General features: G+C 56.8%; 8 protein-coding genes. 3 read left to right on the forward strand and 5 right to left on the reverse strand.

What is annotated here, in order from left to right:
* Positions 1-13: 13 nt before the first annotated feature.
* From JIN81_RS02485 to JIN81_RS02505, 5 genes are read right to left on the reverse strand one after another with little or no spacing between them, the layout of a single operon-like run.
* Positions 14-1,387, reverse strand: a complete 1,374-nt coding sequence (locus JIN81_RS02485) for a glycoside hydrolase family 99 protein (RefSeq protein ID WP_200275976.1) — start codon at positions 1,385-1,387, stop codon at positions 14-16.
* Positions 1,384-2,742, reverse strand: a complete 1,359-nt coding sequence (locus tag JIN81_RS02490) for a Gfo/Idh/MocA family protein (RefSeq protein ID WP_200275977.1) — start codon at positions 2,740-2,742, stop codon at positions 1,384-1,386. Before JIN81_RS02490 ends, JIN81_RS02485 begins: the two co-directional genes overlap by 4 nt.
* Positions 2,743-2,787: 45 nt before the next feature.
* Positions 2,788-7,788, reverse strand: a complete 5,001-nt coding sequence (locus tag JIN81_RS02495; protein ID WP_200275978.1) for a glycosyl hydrolase family 28-related protein — start codon at positions 7,786-7,788, stop codon at positions 2,788-2,790.
* 58 nt (positions 7,789-7,846) lie between these two features.
* Entirely contained in the window at positions 7,847-9,046 is a 1,200-nt protein-coding gene (locus tag JIN81_RS02500; protein WP_200275979.1) for an alkaline phosphatase D family protein, read from the reverse strand.
* A 43-nt stretch (positions 9,047-9,089) separates the two neighbouring features.
* Positions 9,090-11,366, reverse strand: a complete 2,277-nt coding sequence (locus JIN81_RS02505; RefSeq protein WP_200275981.1) for a glycoside hydrolase family 38 N-terminal domain-containing protein — start codon at positions 11,364-11,366, stop codon at positions 9,090-9,092.
* Positions 11,367-11,926: 560 nt separating this feature from the next.
* On the opposite strand from JIN81_RS02505, the gene JIN81_RS02510 reads away from it, so the two are divergent.
* From JIN81_RS02510 to JIN81_RS02520, 3 genes are all read left to right on the forward strand, one after another.
* On the forward strand, positions 11,927-14,797 hold the full coding sequence (locus tag JIN81_RS02510; RefSeq protein WP_200275983.1) for a beta strand repeat-containing protein: 2,871 nt from the start codon (positions 11,927-11,929) through the stop codon (positions 14,795-14,797).
* 168 nt (positions 14,798-14,965) lie between these two features.
* Complete coding sequence (locus JIN81_RS02515) at positions 14,966-15,991, forward strand: LacI family DNA-binding transcriptional regulator (RefSeq protein WP_200275985.1); 1,026 nt, start codon at positions 14,966-14,968, stop codon at positions 15,989-15,991.
* Between the two features lie 272 nt (positions 15,992-16,263).
* Positions 16,264-18,231 (forward strand): sodium:solute symporter family transporter, encoded by a 1,968-nt coding sequence (locus JIN81_RS02520; RefSeq protein ID WP_200275987.1) that lies wholly within the window; start codon positions 16,264-16,266, stop codon positions 18,229-18,231.

Raw genomic sequence — 18,231 nt, forward strand, 5'->3', positions numbered from 1 at the left:
GGGACGGAGGGAACTACTCAGGTATGGCCTTGCTTGGGCTGATTTCGCCACGGATGAGTTGACCTGCTTTTTCGGCAAGCCGCAGGTAGTGATCGGATGGAAGGCCTTCCATGCCCAGCAGCCTTGCGCCATTGCCGGTGGGGGGAGTATCAGTGCATTTGAAGATAGCGGTTCCCTCGTCGACTTCGTCAAACATGGCGACATAGATCATGCTGGCCCCTGCTTCCCGGCATGCCAGGACCTGATCCCACATGAACCTTCCCTTAAGGCGGGGGATGGCGTTCAGTTCTCCCTTGTTCTGATTGTGCCAACTGAATCCGGGGAAGACGACAGGCATGTAGGTGATGCTGTGTTCCTTGGCCCAGATGATGTCCGGTGCCCAGTGGTTCTTGGCATGCCTCTGCACGCCTTTGAGATTACCGAACCTTCCGACACTCCAAGGACTGAGGATATCCGCCAATAGGAGCACTTCGTGAAGTCTGTCGTCGGTGAGAGCATCGCGTTCTCTGGTGCGCCAGCCAGTGGGAATGCCCAGCATGATGCTGCAGCCATCGGCTTTCAGTTTACGTATCAATCGTTCACCTGCCTGGAGGTCAGGTCGACGTTTCGCGTCGTCCTTGAAACCTACGCCCCAAATCGTGACCAAGGGCTTGCCTTCATGATGCTGATAGGCCGGATCATCGGTGATCTCCATTCTCTGACGCAGCATTCTCCAGTCGGAGAATACGGTCTCCACTGCTCCTTCACGGATCCCGCTGAGGTCATACATCACCGAGTAGGTCCGGCCATGACGGTTCGCGCCTTCGCGGGCGCTCGACAAGACCATGTCCTTGTGGTGGCGCAGATCAGCGTGATTGAGCCCATTGGCAAATCGCTGGATGAACGCACCATCAATCCCATATTGCTGCATCCATTGGAAATGCCGCAGGACTGTTCGCCGGTCATAGGAAGAGAACACCGTTGCCGGCGTCCCCCGATCATCGAGGAAACCCGTCTCATAGAGCTCGTCATCGGCGAACTCCGAGACGTCAGGCCACATGTCGACGCCGATGTTATCTGGAGCAAATGGCTGCCTTCGGTTCTTGGCCCAATGGGTCCATCCGAGGTCGGCGCCGTCGCCCTCGCAGTTGAACCATCCTTGATAGCCGGTCATTACCTTGCCTTCAAGGGTCGTCGGGTCCGTGCCGCGGATGCTTGGCCCCGTGTAGGGTTGAAGAATCCCGGTATCGGCCTCCTTTGAGAAAGTGTTGAGCGCTAGCAGGCATGTCATCCCAACTGCGAAGAGCGGATTCATGCTGGAGTTGGATGCCTTCATCGACGTGGGAGGCTGGTTCTCATCAGGGTCGTGGCGCCAGATGGCTGGAAGGGTGCCATGGCTTTGAGTCATGTGAGGTCGGGTTCCCAGCCAGTGCGATATTCGCGTTTCAGAAATGCCCGCACTTCGGGGAGCCCACGTGCTTCCATACGCTCCATGTCCCAATCGATTTTCTTTCCGACCCGCACCGCGAGGTTTCCAGCAAGGACCATTTCGGTAAGTGGTCCGGCGTGGTCCTCGAAGTTTGAGACCGGTTTGGGGCCTTCCCCACGGATTGCACGGCAGAGTTCCTGGGTGGGTCCACCTTTCACACGGGCGTAGACCTTCTTGATCGTTCGAGCCTTTTTCTTCAGTTCAGCAGGGAAAAGAATGGGTGCCGTGTTGCAGTAGGCGTCGTTGAAGAAGATCGTACCCTCGGTGCCGACGAAGACCTGACCGAACTCGCTGTTCAGTTTGAGGTCTTTCGGAAGACCGGGGGGACGCACGAATTCCTTGTCCGTATTCGGATCGGCGACTCCGTCTTGCCAGATGATCTTGACGGGTCCGCGTTCTCCTTTCGTGGGAAAGTCGTAGACGATGGTGGCACGCTTCGGTGCCATCGTTTCATCAAACTCCGATACTTTGCTGGCTTCGACCACGAAGTCTCCTTTCAAGTCGAGTGCCCAGAAGGCCGAGTTCATGCTGTGGCAGCCGATGTCACCGAGGGCCCCGCATCCGTAGTCCCAGAAGCCCCGCCATTTGAACGGATGGATTTCCGGGGTGTAGGGACGCTCGGTAGCGCAGCTTCCCTGCCATACCTCCCAGTTGATTGTGTCAGGCACCGGGCTTCCGGGGAAAGTCAGGCCCGTCCCTTGGGGCCAGATCGGACGGTTGGTCCAGTAGTAAACCTCCTTCACTTCGCCGATCAGTCCGGCTTCAATCCATTCCCGGAGCAAGCGGGTTCCCTGCATGGTTGCCCCTTGGTTTCCCATGACGGTCAGAACACCCTTCTCCTTGGCGAATTTCGCCAGTGCGCGGGTTTCCCAAAGGGTGTTGCACATTGGTTTTTGGACCATGACGGGCTTGCCATGCTTGATTGCTTCGCAGGCGATCGGGAAGTGCATGTGATCCGGGGTGGATACGGTCACCACGTCGATCTGATCAGCAACTTCAGCGAACATTTCCCGGTAGTCCGAGAAGTAGGGTGCTTCAGGAAATCTGGTAATCGCTTTCCGGGCCTGATTCTTGTCGACATCGCAAAGGAAGCTCACGCGATTGCCTGGGGCGATTTCGGAAATGTCACTCCATCCTTTGCCTCCGCAACCAATGGCGGCGACATGGAGTTCGTTGAGCTTTTTTTCCTGCCCTAGCAGGAGGTTCGGTGCGAATGCGCTGCCAGCGAGTGCGGTGGCGGATCTGATGAAGTTTCGTCGGGATGGATTCTGCATGATGAAGTTCGGGATGATCAGAGTTCTAGAAGAATGAAAGGGAGATCAGGGGTCAGGGTAAGCTACGGTGAGTCTGAAGAAGCGGGCCCCCGTGGCCGCCGGCAGCTCAAAGATGATTTGGTCGTAGTAGATGTCGTGCGGTTCCAGGTCGATCTGAGTGAGATTTGTTTCCTGCCATGAGCCGTCGGTTAGATCGTGGCTGGCTTCGATCTGGTAGATCAAAAGAGGGTCGCCCTTCCTGATCAGGTGACTCAGGGTGAGGGGGCTTGTTGTTGAGATGCCGGGAGCGATCCCACGGTTGGATGCATCCGTAGGGTCTCCGTTGAATGCGTATTCGTAAAAGTTGCTTCGTCCATCTTTATCGTGGTCGTGATCGCTGGTGCCAATATCGGCTCCCCAGGTGTCCGCCCACACTTCATAGCCTGTTGTTGGTGGGGTCGCGGTGACCTTTGTGATGTTGGACTCGAGGTCGTATTCGACGAATACTGTGCCGGTGCTGCCGTAGCCGGTTATCTTCCCTGCGGTGACGTAGTTGTTGATGTCGATGGTGCGATCTCCCGGTAGCGTCATGGAGCCGACCTCGATATCGATCACCGATGCCCCCTTGATCGATGCGGTGGGGTGAAGATCAGAAAGCATCAGGGTGCCTCCGTCGGAGATGCGGACCGAGCCTGTGCCATCGATCCAACCGAGGCCAAGTTGACCCGCGACGGTCACCGTGCCCCCCTCAATCTCCAGAGAACCGTTTGATGGATTGTGGAAGCCTATCCAGAGGTGGTCCTCCACAGAAAGGGTGGCCCCCGAAGTGACCTTCACCGTGGCATCCCGGTTATATCCCACTGCCGTCCATCGGGTTTGCCCATAGGGATCGAGGCCGGCGACAAGATGAGCCCCGGATGCGAGTGTGAGAAGGTTTCCATTCAATGTGCCATTGTCTCCTGCCACGAGCTGGGCAACCGTTGCAGGTGCGTCCAGCGTGCACGCAGCAGCACCCTCTACGTTGAACACCACCTTGAGGTGCTGGGCTTGATCAATCGGAGCCACGTTGCCCGTCCAGTGAGTGTCGACGCCCCAGGCTTCGGCTCCGGTCGCATTCCATACCGTAGCCGTCGGTTCCGGTGGAGTGCCCGTGATCGTGGTTTTGCCAGCGTTGGTGATGTCGAAGTCGAAGGAAGGAAGCGCGGTTCCAGCATGAGTTGTGAGCCATCCCTCTTCGATGTAGTGGGTGAGAAGTTCCCGATGATCCCCATCGAGGATGAGCAGGCCGTCGGTGAGGTCGAGACTTCCACCTTCGCTCATGGAGAGTGCCGTGGCGGACAGGGACCCAGCAGAGAGGATGACTGTGCCCGTTGATCCAGGGAAGGGGGCAATGACAAGGCTGCCGACGATATTTGTGTTGCCCCCGTTCACGCGGAAAAATCCTTGGCCATCGTATCCAACAAACAGGTCGCCTCCGCAGGTCGCTTGCCCATCGTTGATGTCGAGGGTGCCGGCGTGGTTGGCGTCGTCACCCAGGATGATCCATTCAACCGTGTTCAATGAGCCGCCATCGATCAGAAGGGGAGACGTTGCGATTGCCGTGGTGCCGATGTTGAGATTCCTTGATGTGGCTGAAGTTTCCGGGTGGATCACGGGAGGCGTCGAGGATTGATCGTTTACCACGGCCGAAACAGTTCCATCAGGATGTTGGTTGGTCCAGTTGCCATCACTGTTCCAATCGTCGTTTCCCTCGGCATTGGTCCATATGGTGTCGGTTCCTGAAGGCGCTTCATCGATACGGAGGTTCGCGATGCTTGTCACATTGGACGTGTTTGCCGGCATCTGACCGGGGACGGTGTTGATGATGTTGCCTGTGAATGTCGCCGATGCCGACGGATCGATGATGAGGTATGGCCGTCCATTGGGAAGGTGGTTTCTCAGGTTGCCACCGATGTTCGTGAGTGAGGCGTCATCCTGAAGCTTGAAGGTTCCGGCCTGCCCGCCGGGAGCGATATGGAAGAGTTGCAACTCAACGTCCCCGTCTCTGAGTACGGAGCTGAATTGATGAGAACCCCAACCGGCAAGACTGAACATGGTGAAAGGTCGATCCAGTGAGGTCCCGGTTTCGAGATAGCGACCGGCCGTTGCGTTGACGGTAACGATTTGCGAATTAATCGGTGCTAGATCGCTGCCGCCAACTTGCTCGATGAGCATGGCAATGGTGCATTGATCGACGCCCATTCCGAGGCAGTGGCCGGATGGACCACCCGTGCCTTCAGCGACGAGATGAAATCCCCTTGCCCCTCCAAAGACAAAGTTCTGGTGGAGAACCTGCCCCGTCATGTCCCCGAAAAGGTAAGGGGTCGCGTCCCGCCAAAGGATTTCATGGATGTCGTCCGCGGTATCGAACGGGATGCTTTCGTAGTAGTTTCCGGCGTGGGTGTAGGCGGATGGATTGAGTTGGCAATTGTGGATCTGTCCGTCGGTCGTTCCGTTTCCGACATGAATGCCGGTCTTGAGCGCTGTGGAGAAGATGTAGTCGATGTAGTGCCGGTCACACCGATGGGTCGCGAGATCGAGGAGTTGGTAGGGGATCGTTGCCGACAGGTTCAGGACGTGGATGTCGGGTCCCAATCCCCGCAGAAGGTAAGGGTAAGGGACCTTGCCGTAGTTCACGGCATCATTCTCATCATGAATTTGATCCGGATAGTGAAACGAGATTCCGCGCAATCCAGACCCACCTTCGAGTTGGATGAAGGGGGTGCCGTCGGCGTTGTCGTACCCCGAATGAATGTTGAGCAAACTACCCTTGACCTTGGTGTCGTGAGGAAGATCGAAGACACCCCGCAATTCCACTCCGCCAGGGATTACGAGAGGGCTGTTCATCCGGTAGGTGCCCCCCGGAACGAATACTGTGCCACCACCTTGATTCGCGGCTGCGGTGAGCGCGGCTTGGAAAGCGGGGGCATCGTCCGCGATGCCGTCGCCAACAGCCTGGTACGGTAGATCCGTGACCACGAAGAGGTCGGTTGAGACCGGGCGGCGAGGATCGCTGGGCATCCGGTATTCGTAATCGGGGAGGGGTCTTGCGCTGATCGGGTTGTGATCGATTAGCACAGGAAAGGGTGACCGATTTACAATCCGAGAAGGTCCTGCGAAACGATTTCCAAGAATGGACGCGCCACGCACCCCATCTCGCAGTTCCAAGTGAATCGGTGAGGTCCCGGCGAAATCCGAGTCGATCAGAGAGAGGTAGCCTCCACTCAGTCGGATGGGACCCTTCTGGATGTCACAGCTCATCAGGGAGACTCTTGCTTCGCCATCGCTACGGATCGCCACCACGTTCGCATCAATGCTGCAGGTATGGAAGGAGTTGGCCTCCGAGGCCCCGGAGGCGATGTGGATGCCAATCTCGGCATCGGTGATGGAGAATCGCGTGAACTGATAGCCGGCGTAGGCGCTGGCCTCGACGAAAACCCCGGTTCGGCAACCTGCGAGATCGAAGCCGTAGGACTGGCCGTTCGGGAAGTGGCCGTCATGCCGACCGGGTCGAAGCGCAAGCCCGATGTGATACCCTTCGATCCTGACGTAGCACGAGTAGGACCAGTCAATGCGGCGAACGATGATGCCGGTGGCCTCATCAAGAAGCCACGCCTCATGCTCGCCCGAAGCAGGAGCTCCAGGCAGGCCGGATCCGGCCCAGAAGTCAGGTGAGAAATGGACGGATTCGATGCGGCCGATGTCGGCAAGGCAATCGAACTCCAAACCGGTCTTCAGTGGGGTGCCGTAGATGTGCCGAACGAAGGGGCGTGCCGTGGTACCGTTGATGAACGTTGTGAATCCAAACCAGGAGTTGAGTAGCGTGATGTTCTCGATCGTGGCGCCGCCGCCGTTTCCGAGGGTAGGAGGGTAGGGTTGCGGGTTTCCTGAGACCTGTTCCGGATACCAGATGGTGATTCCGCGGACGCCCGCACTGTTGTTGAGTTTGATGAACGGAGGGGCGTTCTCGTCGCCACGCCCAGCGTAGGCATTCAGCACGGTACCCACCACTGCATCACCCGCTATCGGAGTTTTCCAATCCCCTCGGAGTGTCACCCCTTGAGGGATGACGAGATTGCCATCCAGCCGGTAGTGCCCTGCCGGGAGGAATAGCGCTCCTCCTCCAAGATTTCCCAGCATGGTCAGGGCGTCCTGAATGAGTTGGGTGACATCAGTCACGCCATCGGCCACGATGCCGAAGTCGTTGACTGCATCGAAGGGAGTGATGACCCAGTCGGTCGTCGGATGGATGGTACTTACGACTCTCCATTGTGCGGGGATCGGCGTTGCAATTGCCCGGATCGTGGTCATGCCCGGATGACTGACATCGTAATCGTAAATTGGGGTGCCGCTTCCGCCGTATCCCGTGATTTTTCCTGCGGAGATGTAGTCGAGGATGGCAGTTGAACGATCACCCTGAATGACAATCGAGCCTTCGGCGATATCGACAACCGAGGTTCCGCTGAGCGAGCGTGTGGGATGGAGTTGGTCGAGCTTGAGTTGGCCTCCGTTCTCGATGGTGATCGTGCCTGTGCCTCCTTCCCAGCCGAGGCCCAACTGACCGGATACTTCGACGGTTCCTCCGTCGATGTGCAGCGTCCCGTTCGCTCCGGAGTTGAATCCGATCCACAAGTGGTCGGCGAAGACTGCGGTTCCGCCGCCTTGAACGACCAGTCGGCTGCCCGCCTGACTGTAGCCGATGGCGGACCAAACGTCTCCGGTGGTCAGCGTGCCACCATCAAGAACGTGCAATTCGCTTCCAGAACCGTCGACGTCCATGACAAGGTGATGGATGTCTTGGAGAGCGTTGATCTCGCAGGTCGCTGCATTGCCGACGTTGAATACCCCTTTGGTTTCAGCAGGAGGGGAATCCGCAGGGATCCCGTTTGTCCAGTTGCCAACGTCTGCCCAATCTCCGGTGTCGGGAGCAACGACAGGAGGTGCGTTTGCCGCTGGGTTCCAGACAGTGTCAGCGAAGGATGAGCCGGCAAGAATCAGCAGTGAAATGGAGCAGGAGCGGATATTCATGATCGGGAGTCGCCGTGGCCGGGGCAACGATGGAGGGCGCGAGGCGGAAGGGTTGCCCTCAGGGATGTGGAGTGAGTTCGCTGAGCGAAATCCGGTGGGTTTCCTCGAGCTTCTCTTCGGCGAAGAACCGCGCGGTCAGAGTCGGGTCGGCAGAGGTCGTATCCACGTCGATCATTGCCCATGGGCGGATTGGGTTGCGTGCAACACCAGAAGAGGTGATCTGGGTGACCGGATAGCCCATTCCATGGTCCTGTTGTTTGAATTCGTTGCGATGGATGTCGCCGGAGTGGAAGACAACCCCGGGAATCCGGTTCTGGTTGATGTAGCGGCTGATGACCTTGATTTCATCTGGGTAGCGTGAACCCATGATGTCGTAGCCGTTGACCACCACTTTGAAAGTGGCCTTCGATTTCTTCAGTCCTGACAGCAGCCAGTTGCGCTGTGCTTCACCGAACTGGGTCTTGCCCTTTGGTTTCGGGGTATGTTCGTCGTCGCGATGGTAGCGGTCGTCCATCACGAAGAACTGCACATCGCCCCACTCGAAGCTGTAGAAAACTCCTGGGATCTCCTTGGTGCCGTAGGTGGGGTTGGCCCAAAGATCCTTGAACGCCCTGAGTGACTCTTCCTTCCCGGGGGTGAGCCTGTGAGAGTCGTTCGGGCCGTAGTCATGATCGTCCCAGGTCGCATAGGTCGGAACGTTGGCGATCAGTGAAGCGAAGTTCGCGATACGACGCTGCTGGAAGTGGTGGTCGCGAATGATGTGATACTTGGTGCTGTCGGAATAAGTGTTGTCACCCGCCATGATGTGGAAGGCCGGCTTCTGGCGGATGGCCTCATCCCATGCTGGCTGTTGAGGGAAGCCCTTGGCGTCCATGCAAGACGTCAAGAGGTAGCTGAATGATTGGGGGCTTGAGGGCCGAGGAGCTGTCGTGAAACTTCCTTCGGAAGGCTCTCCACCGGCCGGACGCATCGTGTATTGGTATTGGGTCGATGCGTTCAGTCCCGTGATCTCGTGGCGGTACACGGCGGAGCCTGCACGGACCGGACGGGCGATCGTTTTCTCGGCTGCCACTGAGTCCGAGGTGGCTGGCCAATAGGAAAGTTCGCAGGAATCAGCCTCCGAATCATAGGCCCAGAGCAGGCAGCCGGTTGAGGTGGTGTGGCCCACCATGGGGCCTGACTCGAATGATGAGGCTTGCTGGGTCAGGGCAGCGCTCGTCGTAGCCAGAACGATGCGAAACGTGATGAAGCGGAGCATGGGTTTGCCGATTGGGTTTCGTTCTTTCTCCGTCGCCCGAAGACTAGTCCGGGCTCTCCTCCCAGTTCCGGCCTTCGTCGGCGATGGTGTCGAGGTGTTTCATGAAGCCGAGGCTTCGGGCATGCGGGATATCCGGAGTCCACAGTCGTCGGGGTGGTGCGTTACCCCATGCAGGACGGTTCATGCCGACGTAGTGGTCGAACAGGACAGGGGGTTTTGCCTGGTGAGCGGACGAGTGTTCACACCGTGTGGGGTCGAAGGATTCGTCGAACCGGAGGATGAAGTGAAAGTCGTGCCAACCTTGGTCGGAAAAGCGTCTTGAGAAGGCTGGTTTCAGTTCGGAGTCTCCGGTCCATGCCATCAACGGTGAACGTAGTAGAGTGAACTGCCATGTATCGCCGTCGAGTCGGGAGCTGTAGGTATCGGGTGTATGAAGTGATAGGGAAGCCCCTGGCATTTGGACGCTGTCCCAGCCGCAGAATGGCATTTCGTCGACGCCGGGCTTGCGGGTAACATGGCCGCCTGCCAGCCCGCTGTTCCAAGTGTTTGGGTAAGCTTGGAGGTGGATGGGGAGTTGCAGCAGCTTGTGCCGCTCCGAGAAGACGACATGGAGGTTGATGTGAACCTCGGGTTTCCCCTCGTATACGGTTACCGCGATTCGGATCTTGGAGTCACCCAGTGTCTGGTCGGCAAACATTCGGGCCCGGATCGGTCCCTCGTCTTCAAGTGTCCATTCCAGGTCGGTCAGATTGCCAGCAAGAGCTTCTTCAAATGCCGTATTGTGGAAGACCCAGGTATCTCCCTGATCTTCGCGCAGCTGAAGGCTTATGCCTTCCTTGCCCAGGAATTCCTTTCCGTTCCATTTCAACGAGCGGATTCCGTTCGGAGACAACTCGGCCGACAGCTTGCCATTGCTGAGGCAGAGGCCTTGTAGTCTGACCGGATCCACTGGAGGCGGGATCTCCCCTTCGGCGGCATCCAGCAGTTTCAGGACCCGGGACCCTTTGGCAGAGACCTCCAGCGGCAGGACGGCCCGGTGCATCATGGGGCCGGTGTTCGGTTCCGATGTAATCAATTGGTAGGGGACCGGGTTCCCTTCCTCGTCGGCGAACCAACGGGTTCCCCAATCATCGAAATCAATGAACGGTTCGCATTCCACATGGCCGTCGAACGAGTGGTCGGAGCCGTTTAGGATTACCAGGCGCTGCACGTCCTCGCAAGGTAGGTTCGCGCGTGCATGACGGCGCGAGATGCGGACGATCTCCTCTTCGCCAATAATCCCGGCCCGGCCCTGCATGTGACGGGTCGAAACGTAGGAGGACGGGACACTTGTGCCGGCCAGAATGTCGTGGAACTGCGTGAATGCGAGATCGTGCCAGGCAGTGTTGATTCGCTCGATCGAGTCGTGGGTGGATTTGCTGCCGGTGCAGAATGCGTGAGCCAACTCCTCGGCCTGTTCAAGCAACCTCTCAGTGCGGTGTTGAACCTGCTTCACATCGTGCATCACGCTGTAGCAACCGGGGAAGGTTTTCTGGAGTTCGTAGTCCACGATGGGAACGAGATCCCTCTTTGCCTCGGCCGCGGAGTAGAACTCGTCCACAGTGCTGAAGCGGAGTTCGACATCGCCGAATGAGTTCTGATGTTTCAACAGCCATTCAATGTTCGCTTTCGTCGGTCCACCTCCGTGGTTCCCAAGGCCATAGAACATCATGGTGTGTCCAAGGGCGGGGTCGGCTGCCTTGACGCTAAGATCGATCTGTCCCTCAAGGTCATCACTACGGGTGACGTAGGCTGGTGCGATCCGGAATCCCAGGATCTCGGAACCACCGGAACCACGCCATCGAAAGGTCTGGGCCGGCAGCTTGACCTGACTCTCATTCGGACGATGAAAGACATATCCGCGATAACCGACGTCGCACAGAATGTCAGGAAGGGTGGCTGGATGGCCAAAGGTGTCGACGTTATAGCCGATTCTCGGGCTCACTCCGAAACGGTCCTTGAAGTAGCGCTGCCCGAGTTCGATCTGCTTTTTCCACCCTGCTGCTGTCGGGAGGTTGGCATCGGGTTGAATCAGTTGCCCTCCAGCGATCGACCAGCGCCCGGATTCGATCAGGGCTCGGACCTCGTTGAAGAGCCCGGGATCCAGTTCTTCCACCCATTGGTAGAGCCATGATTCTCCACGTGTGTAGCGGAACTCGGGATATTCGTGGCAGCGATCGACCGCAGAGCGAAATGTGGCGAGTGCTTCATCTACACCTGCCTGCCAATTCCATAGCCAGATCGGGTCGAGGTGTGCATTTGCGATAAGGTGGACGACCATTTTGCTCATATTTCAGTGGAAAGTCTCTGTGAAAGGTGGCGCTACGCGTTTCTGCGACGGGGGACTTGGATTGGTGATACAGGTCTTGGAAGGGTGAGTAAACGATAAACCATGTCTTAGCTCAATTCTGAATCGTTGAATCCTGGATCGATTGTCCGGAAGAGAGGTAGAATTTTGAGTGCAGCGCTTGAGTTGAAGGTGCTATAAAATGCTGGCCATTAGTCGGTCATCTCACTGTTGCTGGTGTCATTGTCAGAGAGGGCGGGGGATTCCGTTGATGCATCGCGATCCACGTTCTTACTTCCTGTAGTGCAAAAAGAGCTTGGCATGGTGACGGAATGGAATTAAACGATTACGCAGCGAATGGAAATCGGTATTTGGATCGTATAGACGCGGTCGTATTCGAGTTCAATTCGCTGCGATAATGCTTTGAGGACCCGGTTTGGGTTGAGCGTGATAGATTGGCCTCCGAAAGGATTCTCTTGGTAAAACGTTTGACTCATGATTCTGTTTTAATTGAAGCCGCTACGATTGCCTAAACCCCAGAAAGACCAAAACCTATGAAACTACCCAATAACCTGAAGTCCTGGGCCCTGCCCACCATGGCCATGTCGCTGGCCTTTCCTGCAGTGAGCTACGCAGCTCAGCCAAGTGATACCGAATGGAACGCAGGGGGCGACGGGAACTGGGCGGATTCGACATGGACCGGGGTGATTCCCACCACCGGCAGTTTGGCGGGAATTCTGACGGGAGACACCGTGACCGTGGCTGCCCCTGCTGCATCTGATCTTGAGCAACTGGTAATCGCTGGATCTTCGACTCTGTTGGTGAATTCCTCGATTGGGATCGTTGGTACTGACAAGATCGACAACGACCCGGATCCAGATACTCCAGCGACAGGTCTGTTCGTCAGCGCCGGAACGTTGAGTATCAATTCAGGAGGTTCCTTGAGTGTAAACACCGGGGGAGAGTTCAAGGTCGCCGAGTCGAACACGGCGAATCTCAATCTGTCCGCGGGTGCAGCAATCACCACGGATAGGTTGGTGATTCTGGGGCTTGAGGGCGGAGCACTCGGGACTCTGACACAGACAGACGGAACCTTGACTCACACAGGCACTGAGTTCCGCATCGGAAACTTTGATGGAGTAGGGGTATACGACATCAGTGGGGGAACGGCCTCAATCAACACCCTGAAGGTCGGTTATGCAGGTCTTGGGAACGGAAGTTTCAATGTTTCCGGTGCATCGACCAATGTCACATTGAATGGAACAACGAGCATTGGGTGGGACTCCCGAAGCAGTGGTTCGATCAGTGTTTCCGACGGCACGGTCAACCTCAACCGCATTCGAATTGGTGTCGCTGGGGGAGTGCCCACTAGCGGAACGAGGACCGCGGCGTTCACTCAATCCGGCGGAACTGTGGACTTCAGCGACCGGATCGACATTGGCAGCAGTACGCCTTCCGCGATGTTGAACTCCTACAGTATTTCCGGCGGTTCCCTCACTGTGACCAACACGATCTCCGTGGGTGCAGGAGCTGAGGCGAACGGGACCTTCAATGTGTCGGGAACCGGTGATGCTGAAGCCCGCGTGATCATCGTAGCACCCGAGGCCAACAGCACGGGCAATGTGGTCGTGACCGGGGGTGGACTCACTGTGGTTGATGAAATTACCGTGGGCCCGAATCCAAGCCCGACTGCGTCGGCCAGTGTGACGGTGAGCGATGACGGGTTTCTGGAAACAGACAATCTACGACTTCGAAATGGATCGGTGACACAAAGCGGCGAGTTCAGCGAAGTCTTCATTCCCGCTGGAGGGGGTGGGTTTTTCGTGGGACTTGATACAACCGGGGATGCGACCTACAGCATGGAGGATGGCACGCTGACCAGCGAAACGCGGCTGAGGATTGGAGTGGGTGCGACTGGCACGAACCTCTTCGATCAGACCGGAGGTGAAGTGATCATCAATAACCGTCTTGATGTCGTTGAAAACGGAGGGGCAAGCAGCACCTACCAGATATCAGGAGGAACATTGAGCACCACAGGGGACGCCTTCATCGGTGCGTTTGGCTCTGGGACCGGCTTGTTCGACGTCAGTGGTTCGGCGGACGTCATGATTGGAGGAAACATGGCGATCGGGAGAAACAGCACGGTCGGTCTCGTCAATCTAACCAGTGGTGTGGTCACCGCAAATGAGATCATCCTGGGAGAGAATGCTGCCGGTGGCAGCATGCTGGATGTCAGCGGTGACGCGTCACTCAGTGGCACTTCGTTGAAACTTCAGAACGGAACGCTGAACCAATCAGACATTGACAGCCTCGTGGACATCACCGGCGAGCTGCGCATGGGCGCGGACGGCTCTGTCGATGCGACCTACAACATGCAGGGCGGAATGCTCGTCACAGGGAGCCGGATGCATTTCTCTTTCGGTGCGACGCCGCGGAACGTGACTTTCAATCAGACGGGTGGCGATGTGGAGATCGGTGCACGCATTGACATCGGTGAGGTCGCCGGCCCAACCAACTCTTATGACATATCCGGTGGAAGTCTCTCCCTCACGGGTGGTGACAGCCGGATCCTGGTTGGTGCTTTTGGTGATGGAACGGGATCGCTCAATGTCAGTGGAACCGCCGAAGTCGATGCTGGGTCAATCGTGCTTGGTGAGAGCCCGACTGCCGTGGGAACGGTGAATCTGGATGGTGGAGTCCTGATCACCGATCTCATCAAGACGGGAGGCGCGGCTGCAGGAACGCAGACCCTCAATCTCAATGGGGGAACGATTCGGGCTGCTTCCAACGTGACCGACCTCATCTCGGGCAATCTTCCAAGCAACCTCCTTGCAGGAGGAGTGACTTTCGATGTCCCTGATGCTTCTTGGTCGGTGATCACGAACAGCGTGATGACCGGGGTTGGTGGTCTGACGAAGATTGGTCCGGGCAAGCTGACGGTCACCGGGGTGCAGGCCTATACCGGAGACACCCGGGTGGAGGAAGGTGTCCTTTGTATCGAGGAGCCATTCTTGGATTCGGGCAGTAATGTCTACCTCTACACCGGAACCGAACTGGATCTTGTGTTTGATGCGTCCATGACGATCGGCACGCTTTTCATTGATGATGTTGCCCAGGCGCCTGGAACCTTCAATTCCTCGAATACTCCGCTGATCACGGGGCTGGGGGAGCTTGAGTCCACCACAGGGGGCACCTCGGCGGACCCGGAGATCGTCTCGATCACCCGGGTCGGTTCGACGGTCACCATTGTGATGACCGGAGAACCCAACACGACCTACGTATGTCAGAGTTCCCTCGACCTGAGTGGTTTCGCGCCCATCGCGACCACACCTTCCACCGTGACCACCGATGGCAATGGTGACGCCATATTCACCGTCGATGCGACGGAAGACCGGAAGTTCTACGTGGTTGAGGAAGCTCCATGATCTGAGGGCCCCAAGGGTCCTTTGGAGATTGTCTTTGACCTTCTAGCAAGCGGCGGGGGAGCTACCTCCCTCGCCGTTCTATTCCCAGACTTCCGGCGTTTGCTGCCCGCATCTTTCATCCTCTGGAAAATTTCTAGCAACATTCGACAAGCAAACTAAGATCAAGTCATGGCTGTTGGACGAGGTGGCACAAAGCTCAAGGACATTGCTGATTTGGTCGGATGTTCGTTGGCAACCGTCTCGAACGCCATCAATGGTCGAGGGCGGATGAGTGAAGACATGCGCAGGGAGATCCTCGCGAAATGTGCTGAGCTCAATTTCGTGCCGAATTCGGCAGGACGGAGCCTCCGCCTGCAGCGCGCCGATGCCGTCGGCGTCATCTACGCTCCGTCTTTTGCGGAACTGTTTGGCAATATTTTCTATGCTCGAATCATGGAGGGCTTGTCCGAGACCTTTGGTGAGGCGGGTCTGGATCTCATCCTCGGCAACCGAAAGGACTCAGACGGATTGCCTTCGATCGTCAGGCAAGGGAAGGTTGATGCGCTCGTGGTCCTGGCGGGGGTTTTTGAAGCAGATGCCTATGAGAGTTTGCGCAACTGTCCGGTTCCCGTGTGCATGGTCGATGGGCATGTCGGTGCACTCGAAGCAGACGCAGTGACCAGTGACGGTTTCGGTGGGGGGCGGTTGGTCGCTGAGTACCTGGTTCGCGAAGGTCATCAGAACGTCCGTATGGTGGCCTACAAGAATCCGCTGTACAATATCGAGCAACGGATTGCGGGTTTCCTATCGGGGCTTCGGGCCTCCGGTGTGGAGGCCAGGGAAGACGATGTGGTCATCCGGATTTCAGACAACGCCGAGGCAGGCGAAAGGGTTCTGGACAGTCTCGAGTCAGGTGAGGCTCCAACGGCTGTCTTCGCAGTCAACGACACCCTTGCAGAATACCTGGCAACCGAGTTGCAGAAGCGCGGGAAAAACGTTCCTGGTGACGTTTCCTTGGTTGGATTTGACGATGACCCGATCGCACGTCGATGCGAGCCTGCTTTGACCACCGTCGGAATGGACAAGCGGGTATTTGGATCGATCAGCGCGGGTCTTGTGCTCGAAAGGTTGGCGAAACCGGAAAAGCCATTGGTTCATCATGTACAACCGACCCGGATGGTGATTCGTGATTCGGTCAGCAACCTCGGGGGGTGACTCAATACGCCCGACGAAAGATTCGGACGATCCATGTAAGAAGGGAAAACGTTTAATCGTTTGATGAAAATGAGCACTGATATTTTGGAGTCGATCCAGGGAAGCTTGGCAAGCTCACGTGCCACCTCATTATGATCGGGATGGAAAATTTCTCACCATGGACGCCTTCTCAAGAGACGGCGTCATCACAAGTGCGCTGTGGCGGAGCAGGTGAAGGCAGACCGCAAACGGAGTCCGCTGTCGGGCGAAACGAGTTCAATTGAACCATCGTCATGGGAGCAGCTGGCTACTTTGGAACGGTCGACTACGTGTTCATGGGACTTTATGTCCTGATCTTGATCTTCCTTGGGTTCTATTTGAAACGACTCGCTTCCCGCAGTCTGGACAACTACATCTGCGGTGGGAAGAACATCCCGTGGTGGGCCATGGGAATTTCGGGGATGGCCAGCTTTCTGGATCTTGCTGGTACTGCGGTCATCGTCTCCTTTCTTTTCCTGCTTGGCCCGCAAGGGTTGTTTGTGGAGTTCCGCGGTGGTGCGGTGTTGGTTCTTCCTTTCATGATGCTATGGACCGGGAAGTGGCACCGCCGTTCGGGTTGCCTCACCGGGGCGCAGTGGAACATCTATCGATTCGGTGATTGCTGGGGAGGCCGGGCATCACAGTTGATGGGAGTCATCGCGACTGTCCTGACGACGATCGGAATGCTTGCGTATTTGATCATTGGAGCGGGTATTTTCCTTTCGACCTTCCTCCCATATCCACCCGAACACTGTTCTCTGGCACTTCTGGTGATGGCCACGCTCTACACGATGATGTCGGGATTCTACGGGGTGATCTTCACCGATTTGTTTCAGGTGTGCATCATTCTTGCGGCGGTGATTTACATTTCCTTCAAGGCGTTCACCGGAATCGGTGACGTTAGTGAGATCAGTCAGGTCGCCAGAGAGGTTACGGGCAATCCTGATTGGATCAGTGGGATTCCCAAGTGGAACGCTTGGGTGCCGGAGGGATATGAAGTCTACAAGCATCTCATCATCTTTGCCTCGTTCTACCTTGTGCGGACGGTTGTCGCCGGCATCGGGACCGGGGCGGATCCCCGGTACTTCGGTGCCAAGAACGACCGGGAATGTGGCAAGCTATCGATGCTATGGACCGTTCTGATGACCGTTCGTTGGCCGATGATGATCGGGATTGCCGTCATGGGGCTCTATCTAGTGAAGGATCTTCTCCCGGAACAGGAGAAGATGGGAGAAGCCACGGAGTTGATTCAGGCGGCTTACCCGGACACCTCAAAACCCGGATGGGGTGCTCTGATCTCAGATATTTCCAATAGACCTGAGAACCACGATCCGGAGTTGGTCGCGGGCTTGCAGGCTCTGTTGGGAGCGGAGAAGTGGGCCGAGAAGATGAACCTTCTGAGTTTCGAGGGAACGGTGAATCCCGAAAAAATTCTTTCTGCGGTTCTGATGATTTCCGTCGCTGAAGGCATGCGTGGCATTCTGGTGATCGCGCTTGTCGCTGCGGCTCTCTCGACGTTCGGAAGTTGGGTGAATCTCGCGACGGGGCAGTTCGTCAATGACTTCTACAAGAAGTGGATGAGGCCCAAGGCGCAGACCAAGGAACTGATCTTCGCAAGTTGGGGGACGGTGATCGGGATCGTCACATTCAGCTTCTTGTTCTCACGAACCCTGGACAGCATCAATGACATCTGGGGGTGGATGATGATGGGATTCGGGGCAGGATTCCTGGTCCCCAGTTTCCTCAGGCTCTATTGGTGGCGATTCAATGGTAGCGGTAGCGCGATCGGCACGCTTCTTGGAATCATGGCAGCGATCATCCAGCGCCTGCTCTGGCCCGATCTGAATGAGGTCTGGCAGTTCGTTTTCGTGCTTTCCGTCGGGTTGGTCAGTTCCGTGACTGCAGCACTGCTCACCGAGCCGACTGATCCCGCGGTGCTAAAGAAGATGTATCTCGAGACTCGGCCCTTTGGGGTCTGGGGTCACCTCAAGGACACTTTGTCGCCCGAGGAACGGGAGAAAACAAGTCGGGAGCACCGGGATGACATCCGGGCTCTGCCTTTTGCCTTGGTGTGGCAGACGACTCTGTTTCTCGCACCGATGCTTTTCATTATTCACAATTGGAAGGGATTTGCGGGGGCTTCCATGATCTGTATAGTTGCGTCTGCCGCGCTCTACTTTCTTTGGTTCAGGAAACAGCCTGAAGGGAACTACTATGACTGA

Origin of the sequence: Haloferula rosea (genome assembly GCF_016595525.1) — a bacterium.
Taxonomy (GTDB): Bacteria; Verrucomicrobiota; Verrucomicrobiia; order Verrucomicrobiales; family Akkermansiaceae; genus Haloferula; species Haloferula rosea.